Genomic DNA, 19,795 nt, shown 5'->3' with positions numbered 1-19,795 from the left:
TGGTAGCAGTTCGATTCCCCACCAACCGATCCCGATCTCGCTGTCGTCGTCGGAAAGGAGCGTGTCGTGTTCACCTTCACCGATCGTGCCGCCGACGACGCCCTGCTGGCCAGCAGCAGCCTCGACGAGTTGGCCCAGTACGGTCGCGACGCCCTCCGGCTGAGTAATCAAGCCCAAGCTGTTGCCATGCAGATCGCCCGTCGGATCGGTCAATCCACCTACAACGAGCGCCTCACCGGATACAACGACTACGTCCCGAATCGAATCCGCAACGCCGCCGACAAAGCCGCCATAGGCGAAATCTCGCTGCAACTGGGCCTGGCCCGAACCAAAGCCGGCGAATGGGTCCACCTCGATGAACTCCTCGACGACCACCCCAAGATCCGTGACGCCTTCCGTGCCGGTGACCTGAGCCCCCACCGCCTGGGTGTGGCCATCCGCGGCGCCGCCACCGGCCCCACCGGCGACCTGCGGGCACGGCTGGCCGAACTCGCCGACAACGCCGACACCACCGACGACACCGATGACGAGGACCTCACCCTCGACTTCGACGACGACACCGACAATGCCGACACCGATGACGCCGGTGATGCCGGTGATGGTGCGGTCGAGACCGACCCTGACGGCGATGAGCCGTGGGATTTCGATGATGTGGTGCTCGATCTGGCCAGCCGCCCGACCACCGACACCGTGCTGCAAGCCGATCTCGACGCCATCATCATCACCCTCGACCCCGACCGGGCCGTCGAGGCCCACGACGACATCGCCGACCTGTTCGGCGATGTGAAGATCGGTAGCGAAGCGTTCGGGCACATGACCGTCGACGCCTGCATCCCCGCCGAACACGGTGTGCACCTACGCGACCGGATCAGCGCGCTCATCGGCCGGCGGGTGTGCCGCCGTGACGGGCGCAGTATCAAAGCTCAACGTGTGGCGGCGTTCGCCGAGATCATCAAGGCTCCCGGCGCGACACTGCGCTGCCACTGCGGCGACGACACCTGCCCGGCCACACAGACCCGCACCAGCAACCCGACGCCCGCCACCACCCCGAGTGCGGGTGGCAGCAGTGTCCGCGACTCGTCGGTCACCGGCAGAGACCGCGACTCGTCGGTCGACACCAGCACGGCCGGCGACGCCAACACACCCGTCGACACCGCCGACGAACCCGCAGTGGGTGGGCCTGACGCGGCCGAAGAACAGCCGATCACCCTCGCCGACCTCGACGATGACCGTGACATCGACTCGGACATCGGGCCCACCGCGGAATCCCGACGAGACTTCATCACCGCACCTCGCGCCGAGCACGACACCGACGGGGCCGATACGGAGCCGACCCACGACCCCGACGCGAACAGCACCGACGACGCGGACACCGACAACACCGCGGCACCAGCAGCCGAACTCGCCACGGACGCCGAACACGCCGAGGACACAGCAGACGCCGCGGTAGCCGATGACTCTGACGACGACCCCGCCGACACCGACCCGGACTCCGACACCGACTCCGGCCTCGTCGTCCCCGGCCTGACGCTGCTGCGCGACCCGACCGGCCTGGACCCGACCCGGCTGATGGGTTACGGGGCGATCGATCCTGCCCACGCCGCACGTCTGGCACTCCACGCCACCACCATCACCGCCCCACCGAGTGAAACCCGCACCGCCAGCGGCCTGATCATCTTCGGCAACCGGACACCGGCACCACCCATCGACCCGACTGGGCACGGCGGTTTCGCCACCCCACCGCCCGGGGCACTGACCTACGCACCCTCAGCAGCACTGCGTGCCGAGATCATCCAACTCGACCGACGCTGCCGCTACCCCTACTGCGGCCGACCGTCCGAGGAGTGCGAACTCGACCACCTGCACAAATTCCTCCACGCCGACCCGCTGGCCGGCGGCTGGACCGTGGCCTTCAACCTCGCACCCCTATGCCGACCCGACCACGACCGCAAACACGACGGCCCGTGGATCCCCACCATGCACACCGACCGCACCATCACCTGGCGCAACGCCCGCACCGGCCAGGTCATCATCACCTATCCGAGGTGATGACGCCGTCGGTGGGGTTGAGCAGACTGCGGTCACGAAGAGATTCGCGACCGCGGACCGACTACCGCATATCGAGCACACACGAACGCCCGGTTGCGTGCTGTGTCAATGAGCTCCAGGTCGAAACGGCGGGGGAAGAGCGGGCGGCCCGCGCCGACGGTGACCGGGGCGAAGGACACCACGATCTCGTCCAGCATTCCGGCCTCGGCGAACTGTGCCGCAAGATCGCCGCCACCGACGATCCAGACGTCCTTGTCCCCGGCGGCCGCGATAAGCAGGTCCCGATGATCGGCCGGGCTTCCGGCCACTACGGAAATCGACTCTGCAACCGGAACCACGTCACGATGAGTGAACACGAAGCACGGCATGTCGTACGGCCAGGGCTTGCCGTCACTCACCTCGTTGTCGAGTAGCCAGCGATAGGTGGTCCATCCCATCACCATTGCGCCAATGTCGGCGATGAACTCCGTGTAGTTCATCGGACCGTTCTCGTCGATGGGTTGGGTCAGCAGCCAGTCCAACGAGTCGTCCAGATCGGCCAGGTAGCCATCGAGCGTGCTGGCCGTGTAGTAGCGAAACTTCGGTCGTGCACTCATGGCGTCCCTCCAGATCGTTGTCGATGCCACATGATGGGGTCGGGATCGGCGTCGCTGATGTCAACGCCCGCGTCGGCGAGCATCCAGCGGATCAGTTGTCTGCGGTGAGCGGAGAAGGTCAACACATGCGCCCAGATCTGCGACAGCAGAAATGATTCCGGCGGCTCACAGATCGCGTCGACGATACGGTCCGACCATGCGGCGCGGCGGTCGATGTCGCGGGTCAGCGCCAGCCAACGCGGCGCGATCTCGCCGTGCAGATCTGTCAACGTCGCCACATCCATCGCATCACCGAACTCTGGGGTGTCGTCGCCCGCTATGCTCGCCAACCATGGCGCCTTTCCGGCGACCAAACCGGTGAGAACCTCGGCGATTGATTCCTCCGACCCGCTCCATGCCAGTGGTCGGTGACCGGGCAGGCGCCTCGCGTGATAGTCGGTGTCATCGACCGCCTTTGCGATGTCGAGCAGCGCGGAGGTGTCGTCGAGGTCATGGCGCACCATCAGCGCGAGAACGTCACCAGCAGATTCCTCCAACGGATTGCCGTTGTCGACGTAAAGAACAGTGGGCGAATGGAAGTGGATCCCATTGGGCGACGGCAGCCAGTGTCCACGAACGTCCCGCGATCCGAGGCGGCTCGGCGCATGCCCGAACGCCCGCGAGAACGCACGGGCAAATCCTTCGACCGAATCGTAGCCCGCTGCGAAAGCGGCGTCGGTGACCGACGACCCGCGCTGGAGCTGCCATGCGGCACGCTCGAGCATCACGCGGCGTCGTAGCGCAACCGGCGCCTCGCCGACATGACGGGTGAACTGGCGGCTGAAGTGGAAGGCCGACGCATGTGCGCCGGCGGCCATGTCGTCGAGTCGGTGATGGTCGTCGTTCAGCACCGCGTCGAGCAACTCACGGATGCGATCGCGCCCGGTTTCCTGGCTCATTCACCCAGTATCCGCCGGTAGCCGTAGCGCCGCCCGACCGTTCTTGCCCAGTGGCGTCGCCGCCTGTTCCGCACGATGACGGATCGCCGGAGCCGCGGCGCCGAGTGGGTCGGGTGTACAGAAATCCAGAAATGTCTACTGAATCGTTGACACTCATCCTGGCGAGTGTCTCTAATGATCGAGTGACCTACGACACAATCATTCGTGACGGGCTCTGGTTCGACGGTAGCGGTAGCCCGGCGGCCATCCGATCCATCGGTATCCGTGACGGCGCGGTCGTCGTGGTCTCGGCAGATCAGCTCGACGAGACGGGCTGCGCAGACGTGATCGACGCGAGCGGCAAATGGGTGATGCCGGGGATGGTCGACATCCACACCCACTACGACGTCGAGGTGCTCGCACAACCGGAACTCGCCGAGTCACTGCGGCACGGCGTGACCACGGTCCTGGTCGGTTCGTGCTCCCTGTCGACCATTCACGTCGACGGCACCGAGGCGGGGGATCTGTTCGGTCGGGTGGAGGCGATTCCACGCCGACACGTCATCGACACGATCGACAGCCACAAGACGTGGTCGACTCCGTCAGAGTACGTCGACGCGCTCGAACATCGCGCCCTCGGCCCGAATGTCGCCGCGTTCATCGGCCACTCCGACATGCGGACCGCGGCCATGGGTCTCGATCGTGCCACGCTGGAGACCGTCCGCCCGACCGCCGCCGAGCAGGCACAGATGGAGCGCTGGTTGGCCGATGCCCTCGACGCGGGCTTCGTGGGCATGTCCTCACAGCAACTGTTGTTCGACAAACTCGACGGCGACACCTGCCGATCGCGCACTCTCCCGTCGACCTACGCAAAGCCGCGAGAACTGCGACGTCTCAAATCGCTGCTCCGCAAGACCGGTCGGATCCTGCAGGCCGGCCCGGATATCACCAACCCGGCCAACGTCGCTTCACAAGCCTTCACCTCGCTGGGCATCGGACGGCGCAACCTCAAGACGAGTCTGCTGTCTGCTGCCGACATCAAGGCCAACCCGTATGCCATCAAGATCATGGGACCACTTGCGGGACTGGTCAACCGGCTCGGCGGCAACTTCCGCTGGCAGCACCTTCCGGTGCCCTTTGAGGTGTACGCCGACGGCATCGACCTGGTGATCTTCGAAGAGTTCGGTTCCGGCGCAGCCGCCCTCCATCTCAAGGAACAGCTCGCCCGTGATGAGTTGTTGCGTGACGAGAACTACCGACGACGGTTCCGAAAGGACTACGAGTCGAAATTCGGTACACGGGTTTGGCACCGTGACTTCTTCGACGCCGAGATCGTCGCCTGCCCGGACGGGTCGGTGGTCGGGAAATCATTCGGACAGGTAGGACTCGATCGGGGCGGACTGCATCCGGTCGACGCCTTCCTCGACCTCGTGCTCGAACACGGCACCGACATCCGTTGGCGCACCACCATCTCCAACCACCGGCCAGAAGTCCTCAAGCAGATGGCCCGTGAGCCCGGAATCCAACTCGGCTTCTCCGATGCCGGCGCCCACCTGCGGAACATGGCTTTCTACAACTTCGGGCTGCGGCTGCTCAAACACGTCCACACCGCCGAACAGCGCGGTGAACCGTTCATGGACGTCGCCGCTGCCGTGCATCGCATGACCGGTGAGCTCGCCGACTGGTACGGCATCGATGCCGGTCACCTACGGCCGGGGGACCGGGCGGACCTGGTGATCATCGACCCCGATCGCCTCGACGACTCACTCGACACCTATGCCGAGGCAATCATTCCGGCGTTCGGCGGGATGTCGCGAATGGTCAACCGCAACGACGACACGGTGGTCGCGGTCTTCGTGAGTGGACACAAGGTGATCGAGCGGGGCTCACCGACCGCCGTGGTGGGGGAGACTCGAACGGGCCAGTTCCTCCGTGCGGGACGGCGCGGAGATCCGGTGGCCAGTCCTGCGCAGACATCTCGGGGAACAACCCTCGCCGAGGCCGGGGTCGTCGAGTGACCGTCGTCCCGGCCCCGGCTGATACGGTTCTCGGCCTGTGGCGGGCGCTGTCGGATCGCGACTGGGATGCGGTGGCCCCGTTCCTGGCCGACGGTTGCATCTACCTCGACGTCCCCTTCGGCCCGGCCCTCGCGGCCCGCGGCCCCGCCGACATCGTCGCACGTCTCAAGGTGGGGCTCGAAGAGTTGTCGTCGTACCGCAACCACGACGGGCTGATCGTGGCCGACGGCGACGACGTCACCTATGAGCATTCCGAGACCTGGACGTGGACCACGGGCGAAGTCGCCGAACTACCGTTCGTCACGGTGCACCGGGTGCGCGACGGCCAGATCACCCTCTGGAAGGACTATTGGGACTCGACGACCCTGATGAACAACGCCCCGCCGAGTTGGATGGACGACCTGCTGTCCGCCGACACGAGTTGGGTCTACGACGCGACGGGCCAGATCTGAGCGTCAGTCCCGGTTGAGACGCGGCAGCAACGCCGCGGTCTTCGCCTCGGTCCACCCCGGCGGCTCCAGAATGTCGGCCCACGCATAGGGGATCGCCGACATGTAGTCGTGGCCATGGCCGTCCGGCACGTTCACCGCGACTGCCATGTCCGCCGATACCTGCAGGAAGGTCACGAACGGAATCCATCGCGTCGATGACAGCACATCCCGTCCCCGCGGTTCCGACAGCCACGCCGGTTCGTTGAGGATGAGGTTCGGATTCCACCACGTGATGGGGTCGCTGGCGTGCTGGAGGTACACGATGCGCGATGGTTTCCACTCCGAGTCGGGCTCCGACAGGTCGGTTTCGTCGGCGATGAACCGGACGTGTGTGCCGTCGTCGTAGACCGGCAGCACCTGGGGCGAACCCTCGTCCCGGTTGTTGGTGGTGTCACGCCACAGGGTGTTGTTGAACGTGGGACCGCTGAACAGGGCGCCGTCGGTGCGGGCGGCCAATGCCGGGATGGTGCCGAAGGCTGCCTCACCGGCGAACGATCCCAGACTCTCGCCGAACACGACCAGCTTCGGACGGTCCGCCTCCGGCACCGCACGAATGCGCTCGGACACCGCCTCGAACAGTGCGCGACCTGCCTGGCGGGCGCGCTCCTTGTCGACGAGGAAGGACAACCAGCTCGGCAGGTACGAGTACTGCATGCTGACGGTTGCGGTATCGCCGTTGTACATGTACTCCAGTGAGTCCACCGTCGCCTTGTTGACCCAACCGCTGCCGGTGGTGGACGCCACCGCGACGACGGCCCGGTCCAGACCGCCGGTGCGCACCAGTTCATCGGCCGCCAACTCCGCCTCCTCGCGCAGACTGTCCGCCGACTCCAGCCCGGCATACACCCGGATCGGTTCCTGCGCCGGCGCGCCGTTGAACACCGAGAGAGCGCCCACATCGGGACCCTTGGCGACAAAGACGCGGCCCTCGCGGCCGAGCGAGTCCCAGGTGACCAGCGAGTCGGGGCCGCCGGAGCGCAACGACGACGTGGGCGGTGACGTCTCGGCCTTCGTCTCCTCGTTGGCCGCCGCGAAGCTCGCGTTCAGCCACTGCATCGAGTACTTGGCGACCACACCGTTGAGGATGAAGATCGTCAACAGCAGCACCACCACGGCACCCACCGCCGCCGACACGCGCGGCGGGGCAACTCGGTTGAGGTGGCGAACGCACCACCGCACGGAGTATCCGAACAGACGTCCGAGACTGACGAGGATCAGGAACACCACCACACCCACGACCGGGATGAGCGGGTACGAACCCCAACTCAGGCGGTCGACGCCCATCAGATCGCGGATGTCGTCCTGCCACTGGGAGAACCACACCAGCATCAGCACGGTGCCGGTCACCGCGATCACACCCAACACGATCCACGACCGCCGCGACGGCGGCCGCCAGGGTTCGTCGCGCGACATCATGTACCGGATGAACCAGCTGGCGAACGCGCCGAGGCAATAGCCCACGGCCGCAGACGCGCCGCTCACCACACCTTGGAAGAACGCGCCCCGCGGCAGCAGGGACGGTGTCATCGAGAACCAGACGAACACCAGGGCGACCGAGACCGGCACATATCGGTAGCGGCCCAGGTGACGCCGCCACCAGGGTGCCGCCGGCTTGCCCTCGCCTGGCGAATCGGCATCGTCGTCGACCGGGTGGCCGTCATCGGTCGAGGTGGGGTTCTCCGAAGTCACGGTGCTCCTCCGCTGTAGTCGGCGCGATGACACTACCAGCGCGGTCAGCGGCACGCCCGGATCCCGGTTCAGACGGCAACCCGGCACCGGCGCCTCCACCGAGGCGCCGAGGAATTTATTCAACAAGCGTTGACCTCTGATATCCCAGGTCATACGCTCGCAGCATGCGCGCAATGATTCTCAAAGAGTTTCGCGAACTGCGGCGCGACCGCCGCACGCTGGCCATGCTGATCGTTCTGCCGTTGCTGCTGCTGGTGATCTTCGGCTACGCGGCCAACTTCTATGTGTCCTCGGTTCAGACGGCCGTGCTCGGCCCGTCGGCCGAACGGGTGGCCACTGCGCTGCCCCCCTTCTTCGAGGTCACCGAGACCGACGCCGCCGACGGCGCCACGCATGCGCAGGACATGCTGCGCGAGAACACCGTCGACGTGGCCGTGGTGACCGGCAATCCGGGTGAGCAACCCACTGCCTACGTCGACGGCTCCAATCTGTTCGCCGCGCAGTCGACGGTCTCGATCCTGAACAAGCTCGGCGGGCAGATCCGCACGGAAGTGTTGTTCAATCCGGATCTCAAGACCTCATGGGTGATGGTCCCGGCCATCATCGGCCTCATCCTCACCTTCATCGGCACCATCATCACCAGCATCGGACTGGTCCGCGAACGCGAGGCGGGTACGCTCGAGCAGCTCGCGGTGATGCCCATCGCGCCGAGTCAGGTGATCCTGGGCAAGATCGTGCCCTACTTCATCCTCGCCGCGATCGACATGACCGTGGTGACCGTGCTGGGCATGCTCCTGTTCGACGTCCCGTTCAACGGCAATGTGTTGGTCTTCGCGCTCGGCGCGGCCATTTTCCTGTTCGTCGTCCTCGGGCTCGGCGTGCTGATCTCCACCATCTCCCAGACGACCGGTCAGGCCATTCAGACGGCGTTCTTCTTCCTACTGCCGCAGATACTGTTATCCGGCATGATCTTTCCGCTCGATGCCATGGCGGCGGGAGTCCGGTGGATCGGCTACCTGTTACCGCTGACCTACTTCACGATGATCTCGCAGGGTGTGATGCTGCGTGGCGCCCCGATCGAGTCGCTCTGGTTGCCTCTGGTGGTACTGACCGCGATGGCGGTGGTCGTGTTCACCGCTGCCACCCTGCGGTTCCGTCGGGACCTGGCCCCCGACGTGTCGAAGCCGTCGCCGCCGCAACAAGAGACCTCGGCGGGGTCGACTGGCGCGGACGTCGCATGATCGCGGCAGCCCGGTCGGTGACCGTGACCTTCGGTGCGACAACCGCCCTCGACGGCGTCAGCGTCGCGGTGGCACCGGGGCAGGTGGTCGCGCTGGTCGGCGGCGACGGTGCCGGCAAGACCACGTTGTTGCGCACATTCGTCGGGGAGATAGCCCCCGACAGTGGGGATGTCGAGGCACCGGGCAAGCACCGGATCGGATACCTGTCGGCCGGTCCGGGGAGTTGGTCGGCGCTGACCGTCCGGCAGAATCTCGACTTCGTCGGCGGCATATACGGATTGACGGGTGACGAGCTCGTCGGGCGGCGTGAGGACGTCATCGACCGCGCCGGCCTGCGAATCGCGGCCGATCGACTGGCATCGGCGCTGTCCGGCGGGATGCGCCGCAAGCTCGGTGCCGCGATGGCGATGCTGCATCATCCGGACCTGCTCGTCCTCGACGAGCCGAGTACCGGCGTCGATCCGGTGAGTCGTATCGATCTGTGGCGCATGATTTCCGAGGCCGCCGCCGCCGGCGCCGGCGTGCTGATGTCGACAACCTACCTCGACGAGGCCGAACGGGCAGCCGAACTCGTCGTCCTCGACCGGGGCCGTGCGCTGGCCACCGGTTCCTACGACGATGTGCGGGCCGGCTTCACCGGCACGGTCACCTCATCGAGCGTCCCCACCCGGTCGGATTGGTCGTGGCGGCGAGGACGGCAGCGGCGCGAGTACTGGCCCGACGGTGACCCTGCCTGCGATGCCGACGTGGTGACGCCGGACCTGGAGGACATCGTCATCGCGCTGTCGATGACACGGCGCCACCAGGAGGTGTCATGACAACCGACCAGGCGCTGCGCGCACAATCGGTGACCCGTCGATTCGGCGACTTCACCGCCGTCGACGCGGTGTCGATGGAGGTGTCGTCGGGAGAGGTCGTGGGCCTGCTCGGCGCCAACGGAGCCGGCAAGACCACGCTGATCCGCCTGCTGTTGGGACTCCTGGCCCCCAACGAGGGCAGGGTCGAACTCCTCGGCGGGCCACCGGATCGTGCCCACCGCGCGCGGATGGGCTACGTCCCACAGAATCTCGGCCTCTATCGCGACCTCACGGTGGCGGAGAACCTGGCATTCAGCGCCGACGCCTACAACGCCGCGGTTCCGGAGATCCCACCGTCGCTGCGCGATGCCCGGAACACGCTGGTCGGCGACCTGGCGCTGGGTGCGCAGCGACAAGCGGCGTTTCTGGTTGCCCTGGCACATCAGCCCGAGGTGCTGGTCCTCGACGAGCCGACCTCCGGGGTGGACGCATTGTCGCGGGCCGAACTGTGGGACACCATCCGTGCACAGGCCGACGACGGGGTGGGGGTGCTGGTCACCACGCACTACATGGAGGAGGCACAACACTGCGACCGGCTGTTGCTGATGGCCGGTGGCGCACTCGTCGCCTCGGGTAGTGAAGACGACATCGTCGGTGACACCCGCGCCGTGGCCGTGCACACCGCGGATTGGGCCCGCACATTCGCGGTGCTCAACGCCGCAGACATTCCGGTGATCCTGGACGGCAGGGCGATCCGGGTGCCCGACACGGATCCGGCAACGATCTCCTCGGCGTTGGACGACGCCGGCGTCGAGGCCGAGATCCGGCCGGTCCCGGCCACCATCGAGGAGCGGATGCTGGTCCTCGCCCGGTCCCGATGAGCTCGGCCCGCCGCCGTGGCCGGCCCAGACTCGGTCCGACCGTCGACAATCGCGAACGGATTCTGACCACCGCACGAGAAATGTTCTCCGAGAGCGGTTTCGAACGGACCACCATGCGGGCGATCGGTCGGCGGGCCGGAGTGGATCCGGCGCTCATCCACCACTATTTCGGGACCAAGAACGACCTGCTGGTCGCGGCGCTGCGTCCCGAGGTCGACGTTTCGACCGTCTTCGCCGGGATCGCCGAGGCCGACACCTCCGTGGGATGTGAGTTCGTCCATCGGGTCGTCGACTTGTGGGAGAGCGACCCACAGCAACGTGCTCGCGCGGTCGCGTTGCTGCGAATCGCGGTGACCCACGAGGAGATCGCCGACCGTCTGCGGGAGTTCTTCCTCGGTGTCGCGACGGGGGTCCTCGGCCAGTTCGTGCATGCCGACCAACTCGAGCGGCGCGTGGCGTTGGTGATGTCGCAGATGTTGGGCCTGGTGCTGGCACGATATGTGATGAGAGTGCCCGGCATCGCGGAAGCCTCTGCCGCCGAGTTGAGTCGCTGGGTGGGTCCCACCATCGACAACTACCTGTTCGGGGAGCAATGAACGCGTGGCCCACACGGTCCATCCTGCTGGTGGTGGGTGTCGTGGCAGCGCTGATCGGGATCAATATCCTCGCGCATTTCACGACCGGCCCGGCATCGGTCCTGGTGATCCCGGTTGCGGCCATCGTCCTGGTCGCCGCTGCGCGGCTGGCAGGTCTGGGTTGGCGCGAGATGGGATTGAGTCGAACCGAATTGCGTGCCGGCATCCCCTATGCCGTCGGCGCCGTGGTCGCGGTGTTCGCGATCGTGTCGGTGGCCGTGGCCATCCCGGCCACTCGACAGTTCTTCTTGTCCGACCGATTCGACAGCGCCTCCGCGGCAGCGGTGGCCGCGTTGGTGACGATTCCGTTGCAGACCGTGCTACCCGAGGAACTGATGTTCCGTGGCGTGTTGCAAGGCGGCCTCGGCCGCCTGTTCGGGGTGCGGTGGACCCTCTCCCTGGGGGCGGTTGCCTTCGGTCTGTGGCATGTCACGTCGTCCTTGGGTCTCACCGCGGGGAATGCGGGTCTGAGCGGCGTGCTCGGTTCCGGGTCTGTCGGTCAGGTCGCGGGAGTGCTCGGTGCCGTCGCAGCAACCACGGCCGCCGGATTTGTGTTCGGTTGGCTACGGCACCGGACGACGAGTCTGCTCGCGCCGGTCGCGCTGCACTGGGCGCTCAATGCCACCGGTGCGGTGGGTGCCGCGGTCGCCTGGCACCTGCCGTCGTGACCGTGCTCTCGTACACGGTCGGTGTGGGTTGTCAGGTCGTACCGAATATGCGGTCTCCGGCGTCGCCGATACCGGGCACGATGTACCCGTCGTCGTTGAGTCCCCGGTCGACGGCCGCGGTGAAGATGTGGACATCGGGATGTGCGGTGTGCAGGGTCGAGATACCCTGCGGGCAGGTCAGCAGGCAGACGAATTTGATCGATCGCGGGGAGTACTCCTTGATCCGATCCACCGCGGCGACCGCCGAATGTCCGGTCGCCAGCATGGGATCCACGATCACCACATCCCGCTCGGCCAGGTCGCCGGGCATCTTGAAATAGTATTCGACGGCGATGTGGGTCTTCGGATCCCGGTAGAGCCCGATGTGTCCGACACGCGCGCCGGGCACCACGGTCAGCATGCCGTCGACGATGCCGGTACCGGCTCGCAGGATCGATGCGAAAACGACCTTCTTGCCGTCGATGACGTTGGCGGTCATCGTCTCGAGCGGTGTCTCGATCGTGACCGGATGCATCGGGATGTCGTGCAGCACCTCATAGGCCATCAACGTGGAGATCTCGGTCAGCAGCCGACGGAAGTCGTTGGTGGAGGTGTCCTTGCGTCGCAGCAGGGTGAGCTTGTGCTGCACCAGCGGGTGGTCGATCAGCACCACGTCGTCCATGTCATGTCCTTCGGGTCAGAAAACTGTTCCGTCACTGGCGATGTCGAGGGGTGGAAGGCCGGAGCGGAGCTTGCCGGCGAGCTCTCGGCCGGCGGCCCAGGTGCCGCCTTCGAGGACACACGCCAGCGGCATTCGCGTCTCGTCGACGTTCAGTTCGGTGCGTACCAGGGACGCGAGCTCGTCGATCAGGGTGATCGTCAGCGCCCGCCACTCGACGACGAGTTCGTCGCCGACGAGGTGGCGATGATGCGCCTGTGCGGGATCGCGCAGACGGAGGACCCCGGTGTCGAGCAACAGTCCACCGTTGCGGTATTCGGGCAACGCAGTCAGGTCGGCCAGGCCGCCGACGCGATGCCCCGCCCACGCGAAGGGCTCGAGTAGCGAATAGGTCAACCACTGACTCAGCTTGTGGAACGGCATCCACCCGTCCGAGGGCCCCTCGCCCCGCACCGCGTCGTGTCGCCAACAGTCACCGACCGGGATCCCGTCGAGAACGTTGTCGGACAACCAGATACCGGAGGTGCAAGACAGCAGCAGCGAGAGGATGGTGTGCGCGTCGACGTCGGCCGTCGACGCGCCCAGCACCGCATCGTAGAGATGACCCGGACGTGGCTGCTCGCCGAAGACGTCGGGATGTGCGGTCAATGCGGTACCGAGACGGCGAAGCAATTCGACGCGACCGTCGAGCCCGACCAGCGGATTGCGTCGGTTGACCTGAAACGCGGCCGACAGCGCGTCGACCGTCAGTTCGGCCAGGCCGATCGCGTCGACCCGCAGCCGGTGGCCCGGATCGCCGGAGAACAGACCAGCGGTGAAGGCATGCCATCCGGCCACCGCGAGGCCTTCGGACCGACCGATCTGCAGGCCGGAATCGGCCTCGAGGTAGGACCAGTCCGGGCCGGCGCCGGCGTCGAGCAGCACGCTGACGACGGCGAGATCGATGAGGGTTCGTGCCTGCTCGGCCGGATCGTCGCCGAGTCGGCTTCGCAGCATCGACGTCCGGTCCACGCCGCCGGCCTCGAAATGTCGCCACCGGCTGTGGAACGGGATGTCGAGGTCGGGGTAGCGGCGGCGTGTGACGCCGGCGACCTCGGCGGCCGCCGCCGGGAGCGCCGCGTCATCGATCACGAACCACGGAGAATCACCGGCTCGCGCACGATCGGTCAGCTGCCCGGCACGCTCGCGGATCGCGGCGGTGGAGCGAAGGACGTGGGGGGACCCCGGAGCCGGCGGCCGCCCCGATCCGGGGTCGGTCCGTGGCACCCTGTCCCGGCCGGAGATCTCGACACTCATGTGTCGAGCCCTCGCCCTTTGGCCTTACCGAGTTCGGTCGCGTCCGGAACCTGACCCGGCGTGAAGTAGCCGGCCGCCATCTTGGCGTCGATCTCCACCTGCGCGTCGGCCGGGACGAGTGCGTCGGGGATGTTGACCCGCTCCCCGACCTCGATCCCGGAGCCGGTGATCGCGTCATACTTCATGTTGCTCATCGACACCAGCCGGTGGATCTTGCGGATTCCGAGCCAATGCAGCACATCGGGCATCAGTTCCTGGAAGCGCATGTCCTGTACTCCGGCAACGCATTCCGTTCGGGCGAAGTATTGTTCAGCGGTGTCTCCGCCGACCTGTCGTTTGCGGGCGTTGTAGACGAGGAATTTGGTCACCTCGCCCAGTGCGCGTCCCTCCTTGCGGGAGTAGGCAACCAGTCCCACCCCGCCGCGCTGCGCGCCGAGGATGCACTCCTCGATCGCGTGGGTCAGGTAGGGACGGCAGGTGCAGATGTCGGAACCGAACACATCCGAACCGTTGCATTCGTCGTGGACTCGTGCGGTCAGTTCCACGTCGGGATCGGCCAGATCTGCCGGTCGGCCGAAGATGTAGACGGTCTGTCCGCCGATGGGCGGTAGGAAGACGTCGAGGTCGGAGCGGGTGACCAGTTCCGGGTACATGCCGCCGGTCTCCTCGAACAGGACACGACGGAGATCTGCTTCGCTACAGCCGAAACGGCGTGCAACCCCGGGTAGATGCCAGACGGGTTCGACGGCGGCCTTCGTCACCAGGGCGGCACCGGTGTCGAGCAAGTACCGACCATCCGGTTGCAGCCGACCTTTGGCGATGGCGTCGGCGATCTCGGGCAGGATGACGTGCGCCTTGGTGATCGCGATGGTGGGCCGGATGTCGTGTCCGGCGGCGAGATGTTCAGCGAACACGTCGGCGGTGACCGCGCCCCACGGGTCGAGGCTGACGATGCGTTCCGGATCAGACCATTGTGGATGGGGTCCGACGACGTCGGTGGGCGCGGTGTCGGTGAGGTCGGCGCGATGCGCACGGGACAACGCGCCGGCCGCGACGGCAAGCGCGCGGTACACACTGTACGAGCCGCTGTGCGTGCCGATCACATTGCGGTGCGACCGGCGCGACGTGGTGCCGACCACCGGCCCGCGCTGCGCGGCGGTGGCAGCTCCCCAACGGATGGGGAGCGCATCGAGTCCACCGCTGTGTGAGGTCAACCGGATATGGCCGCCGGCGGCCGACGGCCCGACGGCGTCCGGACTCAGATCTGCGGTCATCGTCGCTCCTGTCCGTCAGCGGCTGATCCGGCGGATGCCGAATCGTCTGGCCGCTCCGTTCGGAGCCGAGTACTCGGCGCCGGGTGGAAAGCGCCAGCATAGCGATTGCCGGGAACGGTTGCTGGACGAGAAAGGTAACGGATTCCCCACGATCGCTGACCGAACCGTCAGCCCCGCCGATGCACCGAGACGGCGTAGTCCTCCTCGTGGAACGGGTCTCGCTCCCAGGTGGACCAGCGCGCCTCGAGTTCGAAACCATTGCGCGCGGCGAGCCGGTCGTAGTCCGCCAGGGTCAGACGGTCGTCGCGCAGACTGAAGCCCGCGACGAGCAGACCACCGGATGGGAGTCGATCCGCGAGCTGGGCCAGCACGGCGTCCTCGGTGCCCGGGTCGACGAAGATCATCACGTTGCCGGCGAGCAGCGCCACATCGAACTCGCTGTCCACGTGGGTTCCCAGCGAGGTGAGATCCGCAAGTATCCAGACGACCTCCGGGCCGTTTCGGCGTGCGGTCGCGAGCATGGTGTCGTCGGCGTCCACACCCACCACCGCGAGGCCGCGCCGACGCAGCTCGATCGCCACCCGGCCGGTCCCGCAGCCCGCGTCGAGTACACGTTGACCGCCGTGATCATGTAAGAGCGCCTCGACGAGATCGGCCTCACCGTGGATGTTCTGACCGGCGGCCACCAGGTGTTGCCAGCGTTCGTCGTACTCGTCGCCCTTGGGGGCGTTGGTGTCATCCCATCGTGTGGCCACCAGCCCATGGTGGCACAGGCCCTGCGTGTCGACAGGTGTGCAGCCGCTGGCGCGTGGTTGGTTGGTTCGGGCATGGCACGAGAGGGGAGTGGATGGACGTCTACGAGGCGATCGCACGGCGACGCGATGTACGCAGCGAGTTCAGCGGTGCGTTGATCGACGAGAACCGGCTGTGGCGGGTGCTGGAGGCCGCGCACGCCGCGCCGAGTGTCGGCAACACCCAGCCGTGGGATTTCGTGGTGATCCAGGACCGTACCGTGCTGTCGCGGTTCGCCGAGCACGTCGCCGGATGTCGGGCGGATTTCGCGCGGTCGCTGCCCGGCGATCGGGCCGCCACCTTCGGGCCGATCGTCGTCGAGGGGATCGAACAGGCAGGGACCGGGGTGGTGGTGACCTATCAGTCGGCACGCGGGGGCGCACACGTGCTCGGTCGGCACACCATCGACGCCACCGGGCGCCTGTCGGTGGGGCTGGCGATCCAGAATCTCTGGTTGGCGGCCACGGCCGAAGGACTCGGAGTCGGGTGGGTCTCGTTCTACCGAGAAGATTTCCTTCGGGATCTGATCGGTGTGCCGGAGTCGATGGATGTGGTCGCTTGGCTGTGCCTGGGCCCCGTCACGGGGCTGCAGACGGTTCCCGACCTCGAACGGTTCGGTTGGCGGACCCGGCGCCCGCTTGCCGACGCGGTACATCGAGAGGGTTTCCGGTGAGACAGATGCTGCCCTCCGGCGAGGCCGGAGGGCAGCATCGTCACTGCTCAGGTGCGACTCAGGCGTCGAACCGATCGAGGTTCATCACCTTGTCCCACGCGGCGACGAAATCCTTGACGAACTTCTCGGTGGCGTCGTCCTCGGCGTAGACCTCGGCCAGGGCCCGCAGCTGCGAGTTGGCACCGAAGACGAGGTCGGCACGGGTGCCGGTCCACGTGGTCGCGCCGCTCTCGCGGTTCTTGCCGATGTAGGTCCCGTCGTCGGCCGGCGATGCCGACCAGTCGGTGCTCATGTCGAGCACGTTGACGAAGAAGTCATTCGTCAGGCGGCCGGGCGTCTCGGTGAGGACACCGAGCGACGATCCCTTGTAGGTCGCGCCGAGCACACGCAGACCACCGACGAGCACGGTCATCTCCGGCGCCGACAGCGTCAGCAGGTTCGCGCGATCCAGCAGGCGGTACTCCGCGGGCATCTCACTGGCCTTGCCCTCATAGTTGCGGAAACCGTCGGCCTTGGGCTCCAGGTAGGAGAAGGACTCCTCGTCGGTCATCTCCTGGGTCGCATCGGTGCGGCCCGGGGTGAACGGCACCGTGATGTCCACGCCGGCGTCCTTGGCGGCCTTCTCCACCGCGGCCACACCACCGAGCACCACCAGATCCGCGAACGAGACCTTGGCGCCGGCCTCGGCGTTGAAGCTCTCCTGGAGTCGCTCGAGGGTGCCGATCACCTGGGCGAGTTCCTCGGGCTCGTTGGCCTCCCAGGCCACCTGCGGCTGCAGGCGGATGCGACCACCGTTGGCGCCGCCGCGGAAATCGCTGCCACGGAACGACGATGCCGCCTTCCACGCGGTCGACACGAGCTGTGCGACCGTCAGACCCGAGTCGAGCAGCTGCGCCTTGAGGGAGTCGATGTCGGCGTCCGACAGGGTCGGTCCCTCCTGGGCGGGCACATTGTCCTGCCAGAGGTAGGTCTCCGACGGAACCAGCGGGCCGCGATAGCGGACGGCCGGACCCATGTCGCGGTGCAGCAGCTTGAACCAGGCCTTGGCGAACTCGTCGGCGAGTTCCTCGGGATGCTCGAGCCACCGGCGGGTGATCTTCTCGAAGCCGGGATCCATCCGCATGGACAGGTCGGTGGTCAGCATCGACGGGTGGGTCTTGCCGTCGCCGAACGCATTCGGGACGGTGCCGTCGCCGGCCGAGTCCTTCGGGCGCCACTGGTTGGCGCCGGCCGGGCTCTTGAAGAGCTCCCACTCGTAGCCGTAGAGGATCTCCAGGAAGCTGTTGTCCCAGGCGGTCGGGGTGTTGGTCCAGGTGACCTCCAGACCGCTGGTGATCGCATCGGCGCCCACGCCGGTGCCCTGCGGGTTCACCCAGCCCAGACCCATCTGCTCGATGGGAGCGGCCTCCGGCTCGGGGCCGACGAGTTCGGCGTCGCCGTTGCCGTGGGTCTTGCCGAAGGTGTGTCCGCCGACGATCAGCGCGGCGGTCTCGACATCGTTCATGGCCATCCGGGCGAAGGTCTCGCGGATGTCGACAGCAGCGGCAAGGGGATCCGGATTACCGTTGGGCCCTTCCGGATTGACATAGATCAGACCCATCTGCACAGCGGCGAGCGGATTCTCCAGGTCGCGCTGGCCGCTGTAGCGGCTGTCGCCGAGCCACTCGGCCTCCGGGCCCCAGTACACCTCTTCGGGTTCCCACTCGTCGGCGCGGCCGAAGGCGAAACCGGCGGTCTTGAAGCCCATGGACTCCAGTGCGACGTTGCCGGCCAGCACCAGCAGGTCGGCCCACGAGATGGCCTTGCCGTACTTCTTCTTGACCGGCCACAGCAGGCGGCGGGCCTTGTCGAGGCTGGCGTTGTCGGGCCAGCTGTTGAGCGGCGCGAAGCGCTGCATACCCGATCCCGCACCACCGCGTCCGTCCTCGACTCGATAGGTGCCGGCAGCATGCCACGACATGCGGATGAAAAGTGGGCCGTAGTTCCCGAAGTCGGCCGGCCACCACGACTGCGAGGTCTTCATCACATCCACGAGGTCGGCCTTGAGGGCATCCACGTCGAGGGTCTGCAGCGCGGCATCGTAGTCATAGTCGGTGTCGAGCGGGTTGACGACGTCGGGGTTGTGCGCCAGCAGCTTCAGGTTGAGCTGGTTGGGCCACCAGTCGCGGTTGCCGCCGCCCTCGACCGGCGGCTTGATGCGCATCGGGCAGCCGCCCTTGTCGGCGGCCTCGGTATTGGCTTCCGCGATCGGCGGATGCTCGGTGGCGTGAGCGGGGTTTTCCTCAGACACGACAAACCTTTCAGGAGAGAGCGATTCGGGCTGTGATCACGGTTGTGACCCCGAAACGGGAGCGGCTGCGCACTCGGCGCAGAGTCCCCAGTAGATGACCTCGGCCTCGTCGAGGACGAAGCCGTGGTGGTCCGACGGAGTGAGGCACGGTGCCTCCCCGACGGCGCAATCAACGTCGCCGATGATGCCGCATGATCGGCAGATGACGTGATGATGATTGTCGCCGACCCGCGACTCGTAACGAGCCACATGGCCGGACGGCTGGATTCGCCGGATCAGGCCTGCGGTCGTCAACGCGCGCAGCACGTCGTAGACCGCTTGACGTGAGACATCCGGCAACTCGGTGCGGACTGCCCCGACGATTGTGTCGGTGTCGGCATGGGGATGTGCGCACACCGCATCGAGAACGGCGAGTCGCGGGCGGGTCACCCGCAAATCGGCTTCACGCAACCGCGTTACGTGATCTGGCTGTGATGGCACGAGACCATCATGCCGGTTTTCTGGACTGAGTCAAGTTTTATCGGGGTGGTGTCTCGAATCGAGACTCAGCCGAGGGCGTCGTCGGGTTCGATCCGGAAGCCGACCTTCAGCGTCACCTGCGTGTGCGCGATGGCGCCGTCGACGATGTGGCCGCGCGTACTCACCACCTCGAACCACTCGACATTTCGGGTGGTCTGGGTGACGCGCGTGATCGCGTTGGCGATGGCTGCATCCGTGCCGTCCGACGAGGACCCGACTACCTCGATGACTCGATATGTGTGATCACTCATGGGCCGATGCTCCCATGGCGCGGACCTGCGCCACCGGAGATTTCGCAGACCGGTGCGAGC

19 protein-coding genes are annotated in these 19,795 nt (G+C 66.6%); 9 read left to right on the top strand and 10 right to left on the bottom strand.

The features are described 5' to 3' along the window. The first annotated feature begins 66 nt into the window (after positions 1-66). Complete coding sequence (locus NWF22_RS23260) at positions 67-2,049, top strand: HNH endonuclease signature motif containing protein (RefSeq protein WP_160904283.1); 1,983 nt, start codon at positions 67-69, stop codon at positions 2,047-2,049. A 32-nt stretch (positions 2,050-2,081) separates the two neighbouring features. Here NWF22_RS23260 and NWF22_RS23255 read toward each other — a convergent pair whose 3' ends face one another. Then, entirely contained in the window at positions 2,082-2,645 is a 564-nt protein-coding gene (locus NWF22_RS23255) for a dihydrofolate reductase family protein (protein WP_160904284.1), read from the bottom strand. Beyond that, positions 2,642-3,583, bottom strand: coding sequence for a helix-turn-helix transcriptional regulator (locus NWF22_RS23250; protein WP_160904285.1), 942 nt, complete (start codon positions 3,581-3,583; stop codon positions 2,642-2,644). Before NWF22_RS23250 ends, NWF22_RS23255 begins: the two co-directional genes overlap by 4 nt. A gap of 131 nt (positions 3,584-3,714) precedes the next feature. Between NWF22_RS23250 and NWF22_RS23245 the strand changes: the two genes are divergently transcribed. Then, positions 3,715-5,580 carry an N-acyl-D-amino-acid deacylase family protein gene (locus NWF22_RS23245; RefSeq protein WP_160904286.1) on the top strand — a complete coding sequence of 622 codons (1,866 nt, stop codon included), beginning with the start codon at positions 3,715-3,717 and terminating at the stop codon, positions 5,578-5,580. Beyond that, the gene (locus NWF22_RS23240) at positions 5,577-6,032 is read left to right on the top strand and encodes a nuclear transport factor 2 family protein (protein ID WP_160904287.1); all 456 of its coding nucleotides are present in this window, start codon (positions 5,577-5,579) and stop codon (positions 6,030-6,032) included. The genes NWF22_RS23245 and NWF22_RS23240 overlap by 4 nt, the downstream gene beginning before the upstream one ends. Before the next feature lie 3 nt (positions 6,033-6,035). Here NWF22_RS23240 and NWF22_RS23235 read toward each other — a convergent pair whose 3' ends face one another. After that, a complete protein-coding gene (locus NWF22_RS23235) occupies positions 6,036-7,913 on the bottom strand; it encodes an alpha/beta hydrolase (RefSeq protein ID WP_160904288.1) in 1,878 nt (625 codons plus the stop codon). 11 nt (positions 7,914-7,924) lie between these two features. Between NWF22_RS23235 and NWF22_RS23230 the strand changes: the two genes are divergently transcribed. The 5 genes from NWF22_RS23230 to NWF22_RS23210 are packed head-to-tail and all read left to right on the top strand — an operon-like array spanning position 7,925 to position 11,982. Further along, positions 7,925-9,001 (top strand): ABC transporter permease, encoded by a 1,077-nt coding sequence (locus tag NWF22_RS23230; protein WP_160904289.1) that lies wholly within the window; start codon positions 7,925-7,927, stop codon positions 8,999-9,001. Beyond that, positions 8,998-9,819 (top strand): ABC transporter ATP-binding protein, encoded by an 822-nt coding sequence (locus NWF22_RS23225; protein ID WP_160904290.1) that lies wholly within the window; start codon positions 8,998-9,000, stop codon positions 9,817-9,819. The genes NWF22_RS23230 and NWF22_RS23225 overlap by 4 nt, the downstream gene beginning before the upstream one ends. Beyond that, positions 9,816-10,679, top strand: a complete 864-nt coding sequence (locus NWF22_RS23220; protein WP_160904291.1) for an ABC transporter ATP-binding protein — start codon at positions 9,816-9,818, stop codon at positions 10,677-10,679. Before NWF22_RS23225 ends, NWF22_RS23220 begins: the two co-directional genes overlap by 4 nt. Beyond that, positions 10,676-11,275, top strand: coding sequence for a TetR/AcrR family transcriptional regulator (locus tag NWF22_RS23215; RefSeq protein ID WP_160904292.1), 600 nt, complete (start codon positions 10,676-10,678; stop codon positions 11,273-11,275). The genes NWF22_RS23220 and NWF22_RS23215 overlap by 4 nt, the downstream gene beginning before the upstream one ends. Next, positions 11,272-11,982, top strand: a complete 711-nt coding sequence (locus NWF22_RS23210) for a CPBP family intramembrane glutamic endopeptidase (RefSeq protein ID WP_160904293.1) — start codon at positions 11,272-11,274, stop codon at positions 11,980-11,982. Before NWF22_RS23215 ends, NWF22_RS23210 begins: the two co-directional genes overlap by 4 nt. 31 nt (positions 11,983-12,013) lie before the next feature. Here the strand turns inward: NWF22_RS23210 and upp are convergent, their stop codons facing one another. The 4 genes from upp to NWF22_RS23190 form a co-directional block, all read right to left on the bottom strand. Next, the gene (gene upp, locus NWF22_RS23205) at positions 12,014-12,643 is read right to left on the bottom strand and encodes a uracil phosphoribosyltransferase (RefSeq protein ID WP_160904294.1); all 630 of its coding nucleotides are present in this window, start codon (positions 12,641-12,643) and stop codon (positions 12,014-12,016) included. A 15-nt stretch (positions 12,644-12,658) separates the two neighbouring features. Beyond that, positions 12,659-13,936, bottom strand: coding sequence for a URC4/urg3 family protein (locus tag NWF22_RS23200; RefSeq protein ID WP_160904295.1), 1,278 nt, complete (start codon positions 13,934-13,936; stop codon positions 12,659-12,661). Then, positions 13,933-15,210 carry a GTP cyclohydrolase II gene (locus NWF22_RS23195; protein WP_202399061.1) on the bottom strand — a complete coding sequence of 426 codons (1,278 nt, stop codon included), beginning with the start codon at positions 15,208-15,210 and terminating at the stop codon, positions 13,933-13,935. The genes NWF22_RS23200 and NWF22_RS23195 overlap by 4 nt, the downstream gene beginning before the upstream one ends. Before the next feature lie 167 nt (positions 15,211-15,377). After that, the gene (locus NWF22_RS23190) at positions 15,378-15,965 is read right to left on the bottom strand and encodes a class I SAM-dependent DNA methyltransferase (RefSeq protein WP_160904296.1); all 588 of its coding nucleotides are present in this window, start codon (positions 15,963-15,965) and stop codon (positions 15,378-15,380) included. A gap of 92 nt (positions 15,966-16,057) precedes the next feature. Between NWF22_RS23190 and bluB the strand changes: the two genes are divergently transcribed. Further along, complete coding sequence (gene bluB, locus NWF22_RS23185; protein ID WP_160904297.1) at positions 16,058-16,675, top strand: 5,6-dimethylbenzimidazole synthase; 618 nt, start codon at positions 16,058-16,060, stop codon at positions 16,673-16,675. Between the two features lie 58 nt (positions 16,676-16,733). Here bluB and katG read toward each other — a convergent pair whose 3' ends face one another. From katG to NWF22_RS23170, 3 genes are all read right to left on the bottom strand, one after another. Beyond that, complete coding sequence (gene katG, locus NWF22_RS23180) at positions 16,734-18,965, bottom strand: catalase/peroxidase HPI (protein ID WP_160904298.1); 2,232 nt, start codon at positions 18,963-18,965, stop codon at positions 16,734-16,736. Positions 18,966-19,001: 36 nt separating this feature from the next. Further along, positions 19,002-19,445 (bottom strand): Fur family transcriptional regulator, encoded by a 444-nt coding sequence (locus tag NWF22_RS23175; RefSeq protein ID WP_160904299.1) that lies wholly within the window; start codon positions 19,443-19,445, stop codon positions 19,002-19,004. A 65-nt stretch (positions 19,446-19,510) separates the two neighbouring features. After that, a complete protein-coding gene (locus NWF22_RS23170) occupies positions 19,511-19,735 on the bottom strand; it encodes a dodecin (RefSeq protein WP_160904300.1) in 225 nt (74 codons plus the stop codon). Positions 19,736-19,795 lie beyond the last annotated feature (60 nt).

This window comes from Gordonia mangrovi (genome assembly GCF_024734075.1).
Lineage (GTDB): Bacteria > Actinomycetota > Actinomycetes > Mycobacteriales > Mycobacteriaceae > Gordonia > Gordonia mangrovi.
This window is presented reverse-complemented; position numbering and strand designations above follow the sequence as displayed.